Annotated in this window: 16 protein-coding genes, 1 other RNA gene and 2 pseudogenes; 6 read left to right on the forward strand and 13 right to left on the reverse strand. The window is 51.0% G+C overall.

Features of this window, described 5'->3' with window-relative positions; genetic code table 11:
* Window positions 1-248: 248 nt before the first annotated feature.
* The 10 genes and pseudogenes from KXD89_RS02895 to kbaZ all read right to left on the reverse strand — a co-directional run bounded on the left by KXD89_RS02895 (window position 249) and on the right by kbaZ (window position 8,360).
* Window positions 249-1,004, reverse strand: a complete 756-nt coding sequence (locus KXD89_RS02895) for a galactosamine-6-phosphate isomerase (protein ID WP_001311150.1) — start codon at window positions 1,002-1,004, stop codon at window positions 249-251.
* Window positions 1,005-1,796, reverse strand: a complete 792-nt coding sequence (gene agaD / locus KXD89_RS02900; RefSeq protein WP_000534347.1) for a PTS galactosamine transporter subunit IID — start codon at window positions 1,794-1,796, stop codon at window positions 1,005-1,007.
* On the reverse strand, window positions 1,786-2,589 hold the full coding sequence (gene agaC, locus KXD89_RS02905; protein WP_000544489.1) for a PTS galactosamine transporter subunit IIC: 804 nt from the start codon (window positions 2,587-2,589) through the stop codon (window positions 1,786-1,788). Before agaC ends, agaD begins: the two co-directional genes overlap by 11 nt.
* 38 nt (window positions 2,590-2,627) lie before the next feature.
* Entirely contained in the window at window positions 2,628-3,104 is a 477-nt protein-coding gene (agaB, locus tag KXD89_RS02910; RefSeq protein ID WP_000203711.1) for a PTS galactosamine transporter subunit IIB, read from the reverse strand.
* Window positions 3,105-3,270: 166 nt separating this feature from the next.
* Window positions 3,271-4,131, reverse strand: coding sequence for a tagatose-bisphosphate aldolase subunit KbaY (gene kbaY, locus KXD89_RS02915; RefSeq protein WP_000022766.1), 861 nt, complete (start codon window positions 4,129-4,131; stop codon window positions 3,271-3,273).
* A gap of 12 nt (window positions 4,132-4,143) precedes the next feature.
* On the reverse strand, window positions 4,144-5,298 hold the full coding sequence (locus tag KXD89_RS02920; protein ID WP_001114869.1) for an AgaS family sugar isomerase: 1,155 nt from the start codon (window positions 5,296-5,298) through the stop codon (window positions 4,144-4,146).
* A 350-nt stretch (window positions 5,299-5,648) separates the two neighbouring features.
* Window positions 5,649-6,206, reverse strand: a pseudogene (locus KXD89_RS02925) (N-acetylglucosamine-6-phosphate deacetylase); the annotation flags it as partial.
* Window positions 6,199-6,573 (reverse strand): annotated as a pseudogene (locus tag KXD89_RS02930) (PTS sugar transporter subunit IIC); the annotation flags it as partial. The pseudogenes KXD89_RS02925 and KXD89_RS02930, both read right to left, overlap by 8 nt.
* 10 nt (window positions 6,574-6,583) lie before the next feature.
* Entirely contained in the window at window positions 6,584-7,057 is a 474-nt protein-coding gene (gene agaV, locus KXD89_RS02935) for a PTS N-acetylgalactosamine transporter subunit IIB (RefSeq protein WP_001336162.1), read from the reverse strand.
* A 22-nt stretch (window positions 7,058-7,079) separates the two neighbouring features.
* Entirely contained in the window at window positions 7,080-8,360 is a 1,281-nt protein-coding gene (gene kbaZ, locus KXD89_RS02940; RefSeq protein ID WP_000681920.1) for a tagatose-bisphosphate aldolase subunit KbaZ, read from the reverse strand.
* 248 nt (window positions 8,361-8,608) lie between these two features.
* Between kbaZ and agaR the strand changes: the two genes are divergently transcribed.
* Window positions 8,609-9,418: an aga operon transcriptional regulator AgaR gene (agaR, locus tag KXD89_RS02945; protein WP_000072187.1), complete on the forward strand. Its 810-nt coding sequence runs from the start codon at window positions 8,609-8,611 to the stop codon at window positions 9,416-9,418.
* 54 nt (window positions 9,419-9,472) lie between these two features.
* Here agaR and yhaV read toward each other — a convergent pair whose 3' ends face one another.
* The 3 genes from yhaV to garD form a co-directional block, all read right to left on the reverse strand.
* On the reverse strand, window positions 9,473-9,937 hold the full coding sequence (gene yhaV, locus KXD89_RS02950) for a type II toxin-antitoxin system ribonuclease toxin YhaV (protein WP_000347273.1): 465 nt from the start codon (window positions 9,935-9,937) through the stop codon (window positions 9,473-9,475).
* The gene (gene prlF / locus KXD89_RS02955) at window positions 9,937-10,272 is read right to left on the reverse strand and encodes a type II toxin-antitoxin system antitoxin PrlF (protein WP_001307405.1); all 336 of its coding nucleotides are present in this window, start codon (window positions 10,270-10,272) and stop codon (window positions 9,937-9,939) included. Before prlF ends, yhaV begins: the two co-directional genes overlap by 1 nt.
* A 148-nt stretch (window positions 10,273-10,420) precedes the next feature.
* Entirely contained in the window at window positions 10,421-11,992 is a 1,572-nt protein-coding gene (gene garD, locus KXD89_RS02960) for a galactarate dehydratase (RefSeq protein WP_001273753.1), read from the reverse strand.
* 374 nt (window positions 11,993-12,366) lie between these two features.
* On the opposite strand from garD, the gene garP reads away from it, so the two are divergent.
* The 5 genes from garP (at window position 12,367) to rnpB (ending at window position 17,058) form a co-directional block, all read left to right on the forward strand.
* Window positions 12,367-13,701 (forward strand): galactarate/glucarate/glycerate transporter GarP, encoded by a 1,335-nt coding sequence (garP, locus tag KXD89_RS02965; RefSeq protein WP_000599636.1) that lies wholly within the window; start codon window positions 12,367-12,369, stop codon window positions 13,699-13,701.
* Window positions 13,702-13,716: 15 nt separating this feature from the next.
* Window positions 13,717-14,487 (forward strand): 2-dehydro-3-deoxyglucarate aldolase, encoded by a 771-nt coding sequence (gene garL, locus KXD89_RS02970; RefSeq protein WP_001058209.1) that lies wholly within the window; start codon window positions 13,717-13,719, stop codon window positions 14,485-14,487.
* 29 nt (window positions 14,488-14,516) lie between these two features.
* Window positions 14,517-15,407: a 2-hydroxy-3-oxopropionate reductase gene (gene garR, locus KXD89_RS02975; RefSeq protein WP_001303675.1), complete on the forward strand. Its 891-nt coding sequence runs from the start codon at window positions 14,517-14,519 to the stop codon at window positions 15,405-15,407.
* 96 nt (window positions 15,408-15,503) lie between these two features.
* Window positions 15,504-16,649, forward strand: coding sequence for a glycerate 2-kinase (gene garK / locus KXD89_RS02980; RefSeq protein ID WP_001300387.1), 1,146 nt, complete (start codon window positions 15,504-15,506; stop codon window positions 16,647-16,649).
* A gap of 32 nt (window positions 16,650-16,681) precedes the next feature.
* Window positions 16,682-17,058: RNase P RNA component class A (gene rnpB, locus KXD89_RS02985), an RNA gene on the forward strand.
* Window positions 17,059-17,530: the final 472 nt, after the last annotated feature.

Below are 17,530 nucleotides of genomic sequence, written 5' to 3' on the forward strand. Positions count from 1 at the left end.
ATTATATTGATATCAATTTTCTATGTATTCAAAAGAGTATAAATGCCTGACTTTGCTGCGCCAGGGGGCGAGTCAGAATACGAGGTGATTTATTAATAGAACAAGTTATATGTATATCTAAAATTAAATTGTTGAACATAACTCCTTTTGCTATCGGCGTTATGTTCAACCCAGTCAAATGTTATTTAATATAATGCGTGACTGTTACATAAGTTAATTTAAACATTTTGAGCAAATTTTTCATCTGGTTAGGTGTTAATTAAACAAATAAAGTTACTGTGCAGCCATAAAAATGAAGCCGGGATAGCGGTAGAGACTTTAGCCGTGAGAAAACGATCTGTCGCATCCTGCTTTCCTTCGCCAGTCACCAGTAACAAAACTTCGCGGGCATTGAGAATATCCTTCAGGCCTAAGGTGATCCCACGAGTCACGGGGCGACCCGCGGTTTTTAACATCTCATGTTGCTGTGTTCTGGCATCAAGTTGACTGATATGGCAGGCCGGTTGCAGGCTTTCTCCCGGTTCGTTCAGCCCAAGATGACCGTTTTTCCCCAATCCGAGAACGCATAAATCCAGACCGCCTTTGCGCGCAATCAGGTTCGTTACCCGTTCGCACTCTGTCTCATTTATCTCTTCGGAGCGAAAGCTGATGAGCTGGTCTTCACGTAGCCCCAGCGGCTGCACGATATGCTGTTGCAGGAAAGTTTCGCAGGTGCCTGGCATCGTTAATGGCAGATCCACCCATTCGTCGAGCTTCACGAAGGTGAGCTGGCTGACATCAACCTGCTGCTGGTGGATTTTTTCTACCAGATAATGATACGTCAGTAATGGCGTGGCTCCGGTCGCCAGGCAAATCACGGCATTCGGTTTGCTACGGATCACGGCCAATAAATATTCGCTGGCACGTTCACTTAACGCCGTATAGTTTTCAACTTGCTGAAGGGTTTGCACAGGATGAAATTCCTTAAGTAAAGAGGCACCACCAGACGCAGTGCCTCGTTCCATTTACAAAATGCCGAATGCGGAACAAACAATAGAGAGCACAAAAGTCACGCCGATTAACAGCACCGGATGCGCTTTTTTCACCCGCAGGAAGTAATACATCAGCAGGGTGTAGGCCATCGGTAAAATGTTCGGGAAGACTTTATCGAAGAAATCCTGCTGCAGCGCAACGCTGTGGGTATTGTCGATGGCAAACGATGTCACCACGTTAATATGCACATACGAAGCGATCAGCCCGCCGATTACCGTGATCCCGAGGATGGTTGCCGAACGGGCAATCATCTGCGAGTTCTCTCGCACTTTATCGATCGCCTTCACGCCGACTGAATAACCGACGTGGGTCCAGCCGACGCGCAGGAAAAAGATAAGCAGGTAAACGGCGAAAAATAGAATCGGCCCCAGCAGGTTTCCCTGGCTGGCAAATGATGAGCAAATTCCCGCCATAATCGGCAACAAAGTAAACCAGAAAATCGCATCGCCAATCCCGGCGATTGGGCCAAACAGTGCCACTTTGAGGCCTTTAATGGTGTCGCGGTTTTCTCCTTTTTCTTCCATCGAAATTAATAACCCCATCAGGAATCCGACCAGATTCGGGTGGGTATTAATAAATTCGAGGTTATCTTTCATCGCCGCGCTTAAGCCCGGTTTGTCGTCCTTATAAATCTTTTTCAGGATCGGCAACATCGCCCAGGTAAAACCGCCCGCCTGCATCCTTTCGTAGTTAAAGCTCGCTTGCAGCAGCGACGAACGAAAGCCCAGACGGGTGATATCTTTTTTACTGATTTCAGATCCCATTGCTGTAGTCCTCTTCTTCATTTTTACTGGCAACGGGCTGCGGTTGCGCTTGCTGCCGGGATTTCGCATTGAAAAACTCATACACCGCAAAGCCTGCGCCCAGTACGGCAACCGGCAACAGGTTGCTGACCTGGATGTAGCAAACAAACAGGAAACCGGCGATCAGGTAAGGGATATATTGCGCTTTGAACATTACGCGCAGCAGCAAGCCAAAACCAACGGCAGGCAGAATACCGCCAGCCACTTCAAAGCCGTGGGTCAGCCAGGCGGGCATCGCTTTCACCAGCGCCTGCATCGCCCCCTGTGCCAGGTAAGTACAGAGGAAAGCAATCACCGCATACGCTGAAGCGACGATGAGCATCGTTGTCCAGTTAAGCCGGGAAAACGCTGCCGTATCCGCCTCTTTCGCGCATTTATCGGCTTTGGTCATAAATAATGAGAAAGCGGAATAGAAGAACAGAATGACGTACTGCATTAACAAACTAAACGGCAGGCCAAGACCAATTGCTGTTTTGGCATCAACGCCCGTAGACCATGCAATGACGGTGGTCATCAGACCCGCCATAATCGGGTTGGGCGGCTGAACACCACCTGCAGGGGTTAATCCGGCGAAAGCCAACTCTGTCAGACCACCGGTAATTAAGCCAGTCTGAATATCACCGAGAATAGCGCCAGTTAGGGTACAAACGATTATCGGGCGGAATAAAAATAAGGCTTCCAGCCAAAAATCAATCCCCAGAACAAAAACTAACGCCGCCAGGGATAATCCCTGAAGTAGGGTTATTTCATGCATTTTTATTACCTCAAACCAATATTAAGGCGATTTTAGATTTAGTCAGGGATTTGTTCTTTTTGATCGCCAGGGACGTCCTGAATGAAAACATTCACGCCACGTTGTTTAATAAAACGTAAGTCCGTGAGATCCTGGTCATCGACATAAACTTTACTGCTGATTTGCTTTTTCCCTTCCGAGAAATGCATATTGCCGACGTTGACATCTTTCAGGTCAATACCACCTTCTACCAATTTACGTACCGTTTGTGGCGTACGGCAAATCAGGAAGATCTTCTGATGTGGTGCAGCTTTGCCGATGACGTTAATGGTTTTTTCGATAGTAAAGAAACGAATGCCAAAGCCGTAGGTTTCCGCGGTAATACCCATTAATTTCTGTTGAATATCATCGTTAGCGACAACATCATCCACGACTACCAGCAGATTTGCACCGATGGTGGATGTCCAGGTCACGCCAACCTGACCGTGAACCAGACGGTTATCAATACGGGTTAAGAGAATATTTGGACTGGTCATTGTGTAATCCTCACCATAAAGTTGAATAATATAATTTTTTTAAATATATTATTGTTGCGATATTGTAGTGATGTATTTATTAAGGTTTAGTTATCTCCTTTTCCATTAAGGCACTCCCCGATATTAATCGGGAAGTACATTGGGATAAATCATAAAAAACTAATGATTATGCTGAAATTCGATTCGCTGAACCACAGACATTAATTTTATTTCTGACAACTTCTTTCATCGCATCCATTCCGACGCGCATATAATAACGAGGATCATTACCCTGCGGATTTTCCGCAAACCAGGCTTTAACCGCGCCAGCGAAGGCTATTTTTAATTCTGTGGCAACGTTCACTTTTGTGACGCCAAGTTCAATAGTGCGACGGACAAATTCATCCGGAACATCGCTGGCACCATGCAGCACCAGAGGAACATCCACCACTTCACGAATTTCCGCCAGCCGCTGGAAATCAATCTTCGGCGTTTTGCTGTATAAGCCGTGCGCCGTACCAATCGCTACCGCCAGGCTGTCGACGCCAGTCAGTTCGACAAAGCGTTTAGCTTCTTGTGGATCGGTCAGGAATGCACTTTCGGCGTCAACGCTCATGTCATCTTCAACACCGCCCAGGCGGCCCAGTTCTGCTTCCACGCTGCAATCTTGTGAGTGGCAGAAGTCAACAACCGATTTCACCAGCTTCACGTTCTCGGCAAACGGGAAGTGGCTGCCGTCGATCATCGCACTGCGCACACCTGCGTGGACTTTACGGCGAATATCATCCAGCGATTCGTGGTGGTCGAGATGCAGCGCCAGTGGCATGTTGTAGGTTGTGGAATAGGCGCTACACAGGGCGTAGATCTCTTCCAGCGCGATGTGTTTAAAGGTCCCCGGCGTTCCGGCGAGGATCACCGGCGATCGCATTTCACTGCACACTTCGAGGATCGCTTGGATCGTCTCGGCGTTATGAATGTTAAAAGCAGGCACCGCGTAGCCATTGGCCTGGGCGTCCTGTAACAGATATTTAGTGGAGATAATGCTCATAATGCGATCCTCTTATGCCTGCCACGGATGAATGATTACGCCTTGCACCACGCGGTTAACGGTGCCACTGGCTGATGGGGTATCCGGCGTATTGCCCATGTGCAGCGACTGCATCAGTGCAAACGTCTGGGCGTACATCAGGAAGCAAAATGCCTGCTCAACGTCGATAAAGTGACGTGACGGTGGCAGGATGATATGTGGACCGGCAGCGACGATGTCGCTGCTTTCCGCGGCGATGGCGATTACACGCATTGCCTGGTTGTCACGGCGAAGTTCAGCCAGCAGATCAAGATCATACTGACGGGTGTAAGGGTGGCTGGAGACAAATACCACCACCAGCGTTTCGTCATCGACCAGCGATTTTGGTCCATGACGGAATCCGGTTGGAGAATCATAAAAGGCCGCCAGTTTACCCGCCGTCAGTTCCAGCACTTTCAGCGCCGACTCGCGTGCTGCGCCCTGTAAGCCACCGCTACCGAGATAAACGATCCGTTTCCACGGTGCGTAACCAAACACACCTTCGCTGAAATCGCCCAGTGAGGTCAGGATCGCCTGGCAACGATCCGCCACGTCGCGGAAGGTTTGGCTGTTGATCGTCTCAGGTGCGAAAACCGCGAGGCAGCTGGCCATCATGGTGGTAATGCTGCTGGTCATCGCAAAGCCGCGATCGTGCGTTTCTGCGGGCATCAGCAGGGCAAACGCGTTATCGCTGTTGATCGCGTTTTGGTAAAGAGCGCCCGCTTCGTTGCAGGTGATCGGCAGGTGATAGCATTCCGGTACAAATTGATTTGCCAGTTCCACGGCTGCGACGCTTTCCGGGCTGTTGCCGGATCGACCGAAGGAGATCAACAGCAGCGGATGAGCTGGGTTCAGGTAGTCCATCGGATTGGTGACCAGATCGGTGGTCGGTACGGCGCTGAAGTTTTTACCGGTATGGCTGGCGAGCCACGGCGCGATGATGTCACCGATAAATGCCGACGTTCCGGCTCCGGTCAGGATGATCCGCAGATTCTCTTTGCGCAGTAACGGTTCAAGGAAGTTATTGAGCGCGGAACGTAGCGCGTCGATGTTGGTGAGTGAACGGATCCATGCGCGAGGCTGATGGCGGATCTCTTCTTCAGTCCATGTACCGGTTGCGGCGGCAGCAGGGGTGTAATTTTCTGGCATAACTCAATCCTTAGTCTGATGAACTTGACGTCGGGCGTTGTCGCTTTCACTTGCCTTTCGTTTCATTTCACTTGGTGATGTCTTTCGTTGATTAAAATCTATAGAAAAGAAACTGAAAGTTCAATGGAGAAAAAAGAAATAAAACGAAATTTGTGATCGTTGAAAGAAAAGATAAAGGAAGCAAAAGGGATTGCTGGATGCGGCGCAAACGCTTTATCCGGCCTTGCGGTCACCAACTGTAGGTCGGATAAGACGCGTTAGCGTCGCATCCGACACCGCTGCACAGATCAAAACGAAAGAAAAAGAAAGGCCTTACGGGGGAAGTGAAGGCCCAATAAAGGAGCAAACTATCAAAACGAAGCTAATTGACCCTGAATCCAGATTTGTTGCACATGTAGCCCGCTATCCAGCGCAACGACGCTGGCGCGTTTGCCCGGTTTAAGCGATCCCAGAACACCATCAACACCCAGCATTCGCGCCGGATGCAGCGACGCCATATGGATGGCTTCCGCAGGCGTTACGCCCGTCAACTCGACCATATTGCGCACTGCCGCATCAACAGACAGCGTACTGCCCGCCAGCCCACCAGACGCGGTACGGACAACGCCACCGTGCATCTGCACTTCTTCACCACATAACGTATAGCGACCATCCGGCATCCCAGCTGCCTGCATCGCGTCGGTGATCAGTACGATTCTCTCTTTCGCACAGCAACAACACAGCGACATTGCCGCCGGATGCACATGATGACCATCGGCTATCAGTTCCAGCCAGGCGCGCTTGTCCGTTAATCCCGCGCCAACCATTCCCGGTTCGCGGTGATGTAAACCTGTCATCCCGTTATAGCAATGCACCAGGCCGTCGGCACCAGCATCAAATGCGGCGCGGGTTTGTTGCCAGGTCGCAGCGAGACATCACGCCGGACATCACCGAGAACAGGAAGGTAATCCCCATCTGTACTGCGACAGCGAAAGGTACGGCGACACCTACTGCGACATCGGGTTTCACGCCAGTAGTAATGGCAAACGCCGTGCCGACGATAGTACCGATAATCACGTTAGGCGGCTGTGCGCCCGCCAGCGGGGCCAGCCCCATCCACACCAGTTCCAGCGTACCGCCGGTTAAAATTCCGGTATGCAGATCGCCAAGTACCAGCCCGACCAACGGGCCGAGGACCACCGGGCGGTGCATATGGGTTAGGCCGTTAAACATATCCAGGCCAGCGATAAAGGCGATAATGCCCAACGCAAATGCCTGCAACAGGCTGATTTCCATGATGAATCCCTCAAAGTAATTTAAAGAGGTCCACAGCAGGCTCTGTCGGGACGCCCTGAACGAAGCATTCCACCCCAGCGGTTTTCAGGTCGTTAAATGCTGCGATATCGCCCGCATCCACAGAAACCGTTTTGGCGATTTGTTGTTTGCCATTGGCGTAGTGCATATTGCCAACGTTAATGCGATTCACCGGAACGCCACCTTTCACCAGCGTCAGGAAATCGGCGGGTGTTTTACAAACCAGCAGGATTTTCTGTCGATCGGCGGCGCGATGAATGTTGTCGATAACTTTTTGCAGCGTCCAGAAACGTACGGCGATCCCTTCTGCCAGTACCATTTCCATCAGGTTTTGTTGTACCGGATCTTCGGCAACCTCATCGTTGGCTACCAGCACCAGATTTGCCCCCGCAAATCCGACCCATTGAACGCCGACCTGACCGTGAATCAAGCGTTCATCAATCCGGCTTAAAACAATATTTGGCATAGCGTGTTCCTCTTTGTTTTGCTTATTGGCCTTCACAGGCTGTGTGGTACTGCGCCAGGATGTCCTGAATATGGTTGATAATGAGTTCCCGTGGCGTTGGCTGCAGCTCGCCGGAGCGAACTTTCACGTACTGCAGCGGCAGATACTGGCTGATCAGCGGCAGCGGAATTGGTGAATCCGCCAGATTACGTACCAGATGAGCGAAAGCGTCATCAATCTGGCTGTCCGGCCAGTAATAGCGCACGCGATCCGAGTAGCTATAACCACGCGCCAGACGACGCGCGTTGCCGTCACCGTGGTAGTGGCTTTGCCAGTATTCCGGGCGGTCGAGCATCACGTCTTCCAGCACCTGACGCAGACCAGAACAGGCTTTCGCTGGCACCAGTTCTTCTTCAATCGCCGCCAGAGAGAACAGAGCTTCACGCAGGGCGAAGGTCAGCGCTGGGCCAACTTTCAGAATGGCAAAGTGGTCAATCACCAGCTGGCGCAGCGATTGCGGCGTTTGATAATCGGTAGAGTGCGCTTCGAAAATCAGCGTTTCGTAGTTTTCGACCATCTGGCTTAAGGCGCTCGCTTTGGCGGGCTGATAATCAATAACGTTGGTGTGATCGAATTCGACGCCGGGTTGAACCACCAGGGCAATGATGCGTGGCCAGATGGCATTCAAACCTTGCTTTTCAAAGGCGTGACGATGGGCTTCCAGCGTGGCGCGGGCGGCATCCGGCGTGGTGACCGCCAGCTCGCTTAAGGTTTCATGCGCGCCGCCAGGTACCGGCACTTCGGTACCAATGACATACTCCAGATCGGCTTCGCCAAAGTGTTCAAGACAGGTTTCTTCCGCCACTTTCGCCAGACGGGCGGCGCGTTCAGCCACGATGTCATCAGTTAAGGGAATCGGATCGTCCTGACAGGACATGCTGCAATCAAGGTGGATTTTTTTGAATCCTGCCGCAACGTAGCTTTTAATCAAATCATCGGCATTGGCCATTGCCTGAGCGGCCGGCAGGTTTTGCCAGCGGTTTGGCCCCAGATGGTCACCACCCAGAATCAACGCATCCTGCGGGAAATTCAACGAGTCGGCGAGCTGACAAACAAAGCCGCGAAAATCGGCGGGCGTCATTCCGGTATAACCGCCGAACTGGTCTACCTGATTGGAGGTTGCTTCAATCAGTAACGGCGTTTGGTTTGCACTGGCGTAGCGGATTGCAGCTTCCAGCACCAGCGGATGTGCGGAACAAACGGCATAAATTCCATTTGTTTTGCCCGCTTTGTGCTGTCTCACCATTTCTGTCAGATGTTTCACTTTCCTCTCCAGTTCAGATTACTGCGATATTAATCTTTCGTTTTGTTTCAGTTGATACTGCGTCATGGTGAGATAAAAATAAAACGAAAGATAATGGTTTTCTGATCTGATTCACAAAAGAAACATAATGAAAGTCACTGAAACGAGAGTAGCTTGCGTCAATGGGCAAGGTGGGCTTGCATTTGCTTAATAGAAAGGCGTTAATAGGCAAAACGAAATGAAACGAAAGTTTTACGAAAGGACTTACTATGAGTAATACCGACGCTTCAGGTGAGAAGCGAGTGACTGGCACCAGCGAGCGACGAGAACAGATCATTCAGCGTCTGCGACAGCAAGGGAGTGTGCAGGTTAACGATCTGTCGGCATTGTATGGCGTATCTACTGTGACGATCCGCAACGATCTGGCGTTTCTGGAAAAGCAGGGGATCGCTGTGCGTGCCTATGGTGGCGCGTTGATCTGCGATAGCACGACGCCGTCAGTCGAGCCATCAGTGGAAGATAAAAGCGCACTGAACACCGCGATGAAACGCAGCGTTGCGAAAGCTGCCGTTGAGTTGATTCAGCCAGGTCATCGGGTTATCCTCGATTCCGGGACCACCACTTTTGAGATTGCTCGTCTGATGCGCAAGCACACTGACGTAATTGCGATGACCAACGGTATGAACGTGGCTAATGCGTTGCTGGAAGCGGAAGGCGTTGAGCTGCTGATGACCGGCGGGCATTTGCGCCGTCAGTCGCAATCTTTTTACGGCGATCAGGCTGAGCAATCGCTGCAAAATTACCACTTCGATATGCTGTTTCTTGGTGTAGATGCGATCGATCTGGAGCGCGGCGTCAGCACACATAATGAAGATGAAGCTCGTTTAAACCGTCGGATGTGCGAAGTTGCGGAACGGATCATCGTGGTCACCGATTCCAGTAAGTTCAATCGTTCCAGTTTACATAAGATCATTGATACTCAACGTATCGACATGATCATTGTTGATGAAGGCATTCCTGCGGATAGCCTGGAAGGACTGCGAAAGGCTGGGGTTGAAGTGATTCTGGTCGGGGAGTGAGAAAGGATGCCCGCTGGTCAACACGAATGCGTTCGGCGGGCATTGTGAACACCATCAATGGGTTTCTTCTGTTTCTCGGGTGAGGGTTTCCCAGTCGGCAGGAGGATGTCCTCTTTTTAACATTTTGCTGAATACGGTATAGGCATCTGTTTTTTTACCGTAGGTGCGCAGAGTGTTTTCATCGTTCATCCATCCCAGAATGATGACTTTCTCTTTTTCACTATAACGAAAGAAGAGACGATAACGACCAGCACCAAATTTTACCCGTGACCAGTCTTTATTTTTCCCAGAGCCTAACGACTTGCCATGACGGAATGCCGGTGATGATGGATTGACCGTGATATGCTCCTCAATCACTTTATGGACTACCGCCAATAACTTTGTGGCGGCTTTTCTCTGATAATTTTCAGGATCTTTTCCCTTTAATGTCTCGACTTCGGCAACTAAAGCGTCGTAGGTTTCCTGAAAACAGGGATGAGCATATAGCGCCCAACCATTAACCCTTTGTGGAAAATCCATTATTCGTCGTCGCCAATCTCATCATCAATGTTGACGTCCATGCCAGCGACAAGTTTCTTTCCTTGTTGAATGTTGAATGGACGAGTTTTTTGCGGGTTGTTCTGGATATCTGCATCCAGAAAACGCAAAAATGCATTCATAGTATGATCCTCCTGTTCATCTCCCAGTCGGCACATAAATACTTGCCCACCAGGCAGAATTTCGTAATGAATGCTGTCCTGGCCTGGCTTCAGTTTTAAGGCCTCACGCACTGGCGCGGGGATAGTTGTTTGTCCGCGTATCGTGACCTTTGATTCAGTGGTCAGTACAGCGTGAGAGCGAGCATTAGCGGGCATGATTCACTGTCCTTTTACAGCCTGTTTTCTGCTCAAATTATAAGCTTGAACTAAGGTAATGCAAATGCATTATTAATGGACGTGGGGGCTTTAAACAATAAAAACATGGCACTAAGGCCATGTTTTGCGAGGGACGTTCCAAAAGAAATCAGGTCACCGGTGCCGGGTTAAACACCGCCAGCTGGTTATGCAGCCCCCATTGATCCGAGAAGGTTTTCTTCTTCCCGCTGGCGACGTCGAGAATAAAGTGGAACAACTTCCAGCCCACCTCTTCAATAGTTTCTTCGCCGGTAGCGATGGTGCCCGCATTAATATCCATTAAATCAAACCAGCGGTTCGCCAGCTCGGTGCGGGTTGCCATTTTAATGACGGGTACCGCCATCAGGCCGTACGGCGTACCACGACCGGTCGTAAACACTTGCACTGTGATACCCGAAGCCACCTGTTGCGTGCCACAGACAAAATCGCTGGCTGGCGTCGCGGCGTAAATTAATCCGCGTTTAGTCGGGCGTTGACCGGGCGACAGCACTTCAACAATTGCGCTTTTACCCGATTTAGCAATGGAGCCGAGTGCCTTCTCTACCACGTTTGCCAGACCGCCTTTCTTGTTGCCCGGCGAAGGGTTGGCGCTGCGGTCGGTTTTTCCCATATTGAGATAGTTATCGTACCACTCCATCTCCTCCAGCAGCCGTTTGCCGACCTCTTCGTTCACTGCGCGTGGTGTCAGCAGATGGATCGCGTCACGCACTTCCGTTACTTCTGAAAACATCACCGTTGCGCCGCAGCGCACCAGTAGATCAGACGCATAGCCAACCGCCGGGTTTGCCGTTACACCAGAAAACGCATCGCTGCCACCGCACTGCATACCAACGACCAGTTCTGAAGCCGGGCAGGTTTCTCGCTGCCGTTGATTCAGTTTTTGTAGATGGCGTTCGGCGATCTGCAAAATATCCTCGACCATGGACTGAAAACCGACATGCTTTTCATCCTGCAAACTGACAATGCTGGCGCTTTCTACTGGAATAGCTTGCACATCATCCGTTCCAGTCAGCAGGCGCTCAGGCTGCAACTTTTCACAACCCAGGCCAATCACCATTACTTCGCCGCCAAAGTTAGGATTCAGCGAAATATTGTGAATGGTACGGATAGGTACAACTGCCGCCGGTGCGTTAATCGCCACGCCACAACCGTACAAATGATTCAGCCCCACCACGCCATCGACGTTCGGGTATTTCGGTAGCAGATCGCGTTCAATGATTTTTACTACATAGTCCACCACGCCTGCCACACAGTGGACGCTGGTGGTGATACCGAGCAGGTTTTTGGTGCCCACGCTGCCATCGGCATTGCGATAGCCCTCAAAGGTGTATCCTTCCAGCGGCGGTAAGGGTTCCGGGACTTTGGTTGCCAGTGGCAGCGTGTGTAACGGCGGCGCTTCCGGTAGTACAACCATTGATTCGTCGATCCAGCTTCCGCGTGGGATTGCACGCACGGCGTAACCAATCACTTCGCCATAACGAATAATTTCACCATTAGCCGGAATGTCCAGCAATGCGACTTTATGCCCCTGGGGAATATGTTCAATTAATTCCAGCCCATCCGGAAAACGCGTTCCTGCTTTCAGGCCATTATCATTAACAATAATTGCCACATTATCTGTGTCGTGAACTTTTATATAAAACGCAGTTGGCGTTTCTTGTCTGATTTCGATGTTGGCCATTGTGCAATATTCTCCAGCCAGGGGTTATTAAAATGAGGACCTGGTCTCATTTAAAAATAAATGACTTCATTGGGTGAAATAAGAATGTCAGGAGTTTAAACGCAGAAATGTGATCAATGTCAATCATTTCAGGGATTGCAGTGCCGCCCGGTAAGGTAAAGCGCAAATCTGTGCTTTAGCGCGCAACCTTATGTGCATATGCTCAAAATAATATTTAAATAGTATTAATTAAATTAGCATTTGCACAATGATTATTATTCTCGCGCTGCTTATACTAATTCCCGAGTTCATTGTCGTTACGGCATAAATGAAACTCATAAATAACACCTTCCCCATAATAATAAAAATCAGCATAAGTACCCGAGGTAAATAAAATGATTCTGGACACCGTTGACGAAAAAAAGAAAGGCGTGCATACCCGCTATTTAATATTACTGATTATTTTTATTGTTACCGCCGTTAACTACGCCGATCGTGCAACGCTGTCTATTGCTGGTACCGAAGTGGCAAAAGAGTTGCAGTTAAGTGCGGTTTCGATGGGTTACATCTTCTCCGCTTTTGGCTGGGCCTACTTGCTGATGCAAATCCCCGGCGGCTGGCTGCTTGATAAGTTTGGCTCGAAAAAAGTTTACACCTACAGCCTCTTTTTCTGGTCGCTATTCACCTTCCTGCAAGGCTTTGTTGATATGTTCCCGCTGGCCTGGGCAGGGATCTCCATGTTCTTTATGCGCTTTATGCTCGGCTTCTCGGAAGCGCCATCATTCCCGGCGAACGCCCGAATTGTCGCCGCCTGGTTCCCGACGAAAGAACGTGGTACTGCCTCCGCCATCTTTAACTCGGCGCAATATTTCTCGCTGGCGCTCTTTTCGCCGCTGCTTGGCTGGCTGACTTTCGCCTGGGGCTGGGAGCACGTCTTTACCGTTATGGGGGTGATTGGTTTTGTGCTGACGGCGCTGTGGATCAAGTTGATTCATAACCCGACAGATCACCCACGTATGTCTGCGGAAGAGCTGAAGTTTATCTCTGAAAATGGCGCGGTGGTCGATATGGACCACAAAAAGCCGGGCAGTGCGGCAGCAAGCGGACCCAAACTGCATTACATCAAGCAATTGCTCTCTAACCGCATGATGCTGGGCGTATTTTTCGGACAATATTTTATCAACACCATCACCTGGTTCTTCCTCACCTGGTTCCCGATTTATCTGGTGCAGGAAAAAGGCATGTCGATTCTGAAAGTGGGTCTGGTCGCCTCGATTCCAGCACTGTGTGGTTTTGCGGGCGGCGTGCTGGGAGGTGTCTTCTCGGATTATCTGATCAAACGCGGTTTATCCCTGACCCTGGCACGTAAGCTACCGATTGTGCTGGGAATGTTGCTGGCTTCCACCATCATCTTATGTAACTACACCAACAACACCACGCTGGTGGTCATGCTGATGGCGCTGGCTTTCTTTGGCAAAGGATTTGGTGCGCTGGGCTGGCCGGTGATTTCTGACACCGCGCCGAAAGAGATTGTTGGCCTCTGCGGCGGCGTCTTTAACGTCTTTGGCAATGTTGCCTCCATTGTCACTCCACTGGTGATTGGCTACCTGGTAAGTGAACTGCACTCCTTCAATGCAGCACTGGTTTTCGTGGGATGTTCAGCGCTGATGGCGATGGTCTGCTACCTCTTCGTAGTTGGCGACATTAAACGTATGGAATTGCAGAAATAAGCAAAGGTATAAGCGATGAATAACGATGTTTTCCCGAATAAATTCAAAGCCGCACTGGCTGCGAAACAGGTACAAATTGGTTGCTGGTCAGCACTCTCTAACCCGATTAGCACTGAAGTTCTTGGTTTGGCTGGGTTTGACTGGCTGGTGCTGGATGGCGAACATGCGCCAAACGATATCTCCACGTTTATTCCGCAGTTAATGGCCTTGAAAGGCAGCGCCAGCGCGCCAGTAGTGCGAGTGCCGACCAACGAGCCGGTAATTATTAAGCGTCTTCTGGATATCGGTTTCTATAACTTCCTGATTCCTTTTGTAGAAACAAAAGAGGAAGCAGAGCTGGCGGTGGCATCAACCCGTTACCCACCGGAAGGCATTCGCGGCGTCTCCGTTTCTCACCGCGCCAATATGTTTGGCACCGTGGCGGATTATTTCGCTCAGTCGAACAAGAACATCACTATTCTGGTCCAGATAGAAAGTCAGCAGGGCGTAGATAACGTCGATGCCATTGCCGCTACCGAAGGCGTAGACGGCATCTTCGTCGGCCCCAGCGATCTGGCCGCGGCATTAGGCCATCTCGGCAATGCATCACACCCGGATGTACAAAAAGCAATTCAGCACATTTTTAACCGTGCCAGCGCGCACGGCAAACCCAGCGGTATCCTCGCGCCGGTCGAAGCCGATGCGCGTCGTTATCTGGAATGGGGCGCGACGTTTGTGGCTGTCGGCAGCGATCTCGGCGTCTTCCGCTCTGCCACTCAGAAACTGGCTGATACCTTTAAAAAATAACCACCACCGCAACAAGAGAGATGATTGATATGACTATGAAAGTTGGTTTTATTGGCCTGGGGATTATGGGTAAACCAATGAGTAAAAACCTTCTGAAAGCAGGTTACTCGCTGGTGGTTGCTGACCGTAACCCAGAAGCTATTGCTGACGTGATTGCTGCAGGTGCAGAAACAGCGTCTACGGCTAAAGCGATCGCTGAACAGTGCGACGTCATCATAACCATGCTGCCAAACTCCCCTCATGTGAAAGAGGTGGCGCTGGGTGAGAATGGCATTATTGAAGGCGCGAAGCCAGGTACGGTATTGATCGATATGAGTTCTATCGCACCGCTGGCAAGCCGTGAAATCAGCGAAGCGCTGAAAGCGAAAGGCATTGATATGCTGGATGCTCCGGTGAGCGGCGGTGAACCGAAAGCCATCGACGGTACGCTGTCAGTGATGGTGGGCGGCGACAAGGCTATTTTCGACAAATACTATGATTTGATGAAAGCGATGGCGGGTTCCGTGGTGCATACCGGGGAAATCGGTGCAGGTAACGTCACCAAACTGGCAAATCAGGTCATTGTGGCGCTGAATATTGCCGCGATGTCAGAAGCGTTAACGCTGGCAACTAAAGCGGGCGTTAACCCGGACCTGGTTTATCAGGCAATTCGCGGTGGACTGGCGGGCAGTACCGTGCTGGATGCCAAAGCGCCGATGGTGATGGACCGCAACTTCAAGCCGGGCTTCCGTATTGATCTGCATATTAAGGATCTGGCGAATGCGCTGGATACTTCTCACGGCGTCGGCGCACAACTGCCGCTCACAGCTGCGGTTATGGAGATGATGCAGGCACTGCGAGCAGATGGTTTAGGAACGGCGGATCATAGCGCCCTGGCGTGCTACTACGAAAAACTGGCGAAAGTCGAAGTTACTCGTTAATGACGTCGTGCCCGGATGGCGTATTGCAATCCGGGCCTGGAATCCAGGCCGAATAAGAGAAACGCCCTCCGGCGTCATGTGGTAACAGGCATAGGTATGAAAATCGTAATCGCCCCAGACTCTTATAAAGAAAGTTTATCTGCCAGCGAGGTTGCGCAGGCGATAGAAAAAGGATTTCGGGAAATTTTTCCTGATGCACAGTACGTTTCTGTTCCGGTTGCCGACGGTGGCGAAGGAACGGTGGAAGCGATGATTGCAGCCACCCAGGGGGCTGAACGTCACGCCTGGGTTACAGGGCCGCTGGGCGAGAAAGTGAATGCCAGTTGGGGGATCTCCGGCGATGGCAAAACCGCGTTTATTGAAATGGCGGCGGCCAGTGGGCTGGAGCTGGTACCTGCGGAAAAACGCGATCCACTCGTGACCACTTCACGCGGCACAGGCGAGTTAATCCTGCAGGCGCTGGAGAGCGGTGCGACAAACATTATTATCGGCATTGGCGGCAGCGCTACAAATGATGGCGGCGCAGGCATGGTACAGGCGCTGGGGGCGAAATTATGCGACGCCAACGGCAATGAAATTGGTTTTGGCGGCGGTAGTCTTAATACTCTGAATGATATTGATATTTCCGGCCTCGATCCGCGCTTAAAAGATTGCGTCATTCGCGTCGCTTGTGATGTCACCAATCCGCTGGTGGGCGATAACGGCGCATCGCGCATCTTTGGCCCACAAAAGGGAGCCAGTGAAGCGATGATTGTTGAGCTGGACAATAACCTCTCTCACTATGCCGAGGTCATTAAAAAAGCGCTGCATGTTGATGTGAAAGATGTCCCCGGTGCAGGAGCTGCGGGTGGTATGGGCGCGGCGCTAATGGCGTTTCTTGGTGCGGAACTGAAAAGTGGTATTGAAATCGTCACTACGGCGCTGAATCTGGAGGAACATATTCACGATTGTACGCTGGTGATCACCGGTGAAGGGCGTATTGACAGCCAGAGTATTCACGGGAAGGTACCGATTGGTGTCGCAAACGTGGCGAAGAAGTACCATAAACCGGTGATTGGCATTGCGGGTAGCCTGACCGATGATGTTGGCGTTGTACATCAGCATGGCATTGATGCGGTCTTCAGCGTATTGACCAGCATAGGTACGTTGGACGAAGCATTCCGCGGGGCTTATGACAATATCTGCCGTGCTTCACGTAATATCGCCGCGACACTGGCGATTGGAATGCGCAACGCGGGGTGACAAGGGCGCGCAAACCCTCTATACTGCGCGCCGAAGCTGACCAGACAGTCGCCGCTTCGTCGTCGTCCTCTTCGGGGGAGACGGGCGGAGGGGAGGAAAGTCCGGGCTCCATAGGGCAGGGTGCCAGGTAACGCCTGGGGGGGAAACCCACGACCAGTGCAACAGAGAGCAAACCGCCGATGGCCCGCGCAAGCGGGATCAGGTAAGGGTGAAAGGGTGCGGTAAGAGCGCACCGCGCGGCTGGTAACAGTCCGTGGCACGGTAAACTCCACCCGGAGCAAGGCCAAATAGGGGTTCATAAGGTACGGCCCGTACTGAACCCGGGTAGGCTGCTTGAGCCAGTGAGCGATTGCTGGCCTAGATGAATGACTGTCCACGACAGAACCCGGCTTATCGGTCAGTTTCACCTGATTTACGTAAAAACCCGCTTCGGCGGGTTTTTGCTTTTGGAGGGGCAGAAAGATGAATGACTGTCCACGACGCTATACCCAAAAGAAAGCGGCTTATCGGTCAGTTTCACCTGGTTTACGTAAAAACCCGCTTCGGCGGGTTTTTGCTTTTGGAGGGGCAGAAAGATGAATGACTGTCCACGACACTATACCCAAAAGAAAGCGGCTTATCGGTCAGTTTCACCTGTTTTACGTAAAAACCCGCTTCGGCGGGTTTTTACTTTTGGAGGGGCAGAAAGATGAATGACTGTCCACGACACTATACCCAAAAGAAAGCGGCTTATCGGTCAGTTTTACCTGATGTACGTAATAAACCGTTCCGGCGGGTTTCAGATTGTTGAGTGCGCTTTATTCATGCCGGATGCGGCGTGAACGCCTTATCCTGCCTACAAAAGCACGCAAATTCAATATATTGCAGAGATGGCGTAGGCC

The sequence above is a fragment of the Escherichia sp. TC-EC600-tetX4 genome (assembly GCF_019356055.1).
Classification (GTDB): domain Bacteria; phylum Pseudomonadota; class Gammaproteobacteria; order Enterobacterales; family Enterobacteriaceae.

Bases quoted from the DNA above. Each gene is read 5' to 3' on its own strand.
- garK (WP_001300387.1), top strand. From the start codon at position 15,504: ATGAAAATCGTAATCGCCCCAGACTCTTATAAAGAAAGTTTATCTGCC.
- agaC (WP_000544489.1), bottom strand. From the start codon at position 2,589: ATGCATGAAATAACCCTACTTCAGGGATTATCCCTGGCGGCGTTAGTT.
- garL (WP_001058209.1), top strand. From the start codon at position 13,717: ATGAATAACGATGTTTTCCCGAATAAATTCAAAGCCGCACTGGCTGCG.
- prlF (WP_001307405.1), bottom strand. From the start codon at position 10,272: ATGCCCGCTAATGCTCGCTCTCACGCTGTACTGACCACTGAATCAAAG.
- yhaV (WP_000347273.1), bottom strand. From the start codon at position 9,937: ATGGATTTTCCACAAAGGGTTAATGGTTGGGCGCTATATGCTCATCCC.
- KXD89_RS02895 (WP_001311150.1), bottom strand. From the start codon at position 1,004: ATGGAACGAGGCACTGCGTCTGGTGGTGCCTCTTTACTTAAGGAATTT.
- garD (WP_001273753.1), bottom strand. From the start codon at position 11,992: ATGGCCAACATCGAAATCAGACAAGAAACGCCAACTGCGTTTTATATA.
- agaB (WP_000203711.1), bottom strand. From the start codon at position 3,104: ATGACCAGTCCAAATATTCTCTTAACCCGTATTGATAACCGTCTGGTT.
- garR (WP_001303675.1), top strand. From the start codon at position 14,517: ATGACTATGAAAGTTGGTTTTATTGGCCTGGGGATTATGGGTAAACCA.
- agaR (WP_000072187.1), top strand. From the start codon at position 8,609: ATGAGTAATACCGACGCTTCAGGTGAGAAGCGAGTGACTGGCACCAGC.
- kbaY (WP_000022766.1), bottom strand. From the start codon at position 4,131: ATGAGCATTATCTCCACTAAATATCTGTTACAGGACGCCCAGGCCAAT.
- garP (WP_000599636.1), top strand. From the start codon at position 12,367: ATGATTCTGGACACCGTTGACGAAAAAAAGAAAGGCGTGCATACCCGC.
- KXD89_RS02920 (WP_001114869.1), bottom strand. From the start codon at position 5,298: ATGCCAGAAAATTACACCCCTGCTGCCGCCGCAACCGGTACATGGACT.
- agaD (WP_000534347.1), bottom strand. From the start codon at position 1,796: ATGGGATCTGAAATCAGTAAAAAAGATATCACCCGTCTGGGCTTTCGT.
- agaV (WP_001336162.1), bottom strand. From the start codon at position 7,057: ATGCCAAATATTGTTTTAAGCCGGATTGATGAACGCTTGATTCACGGT.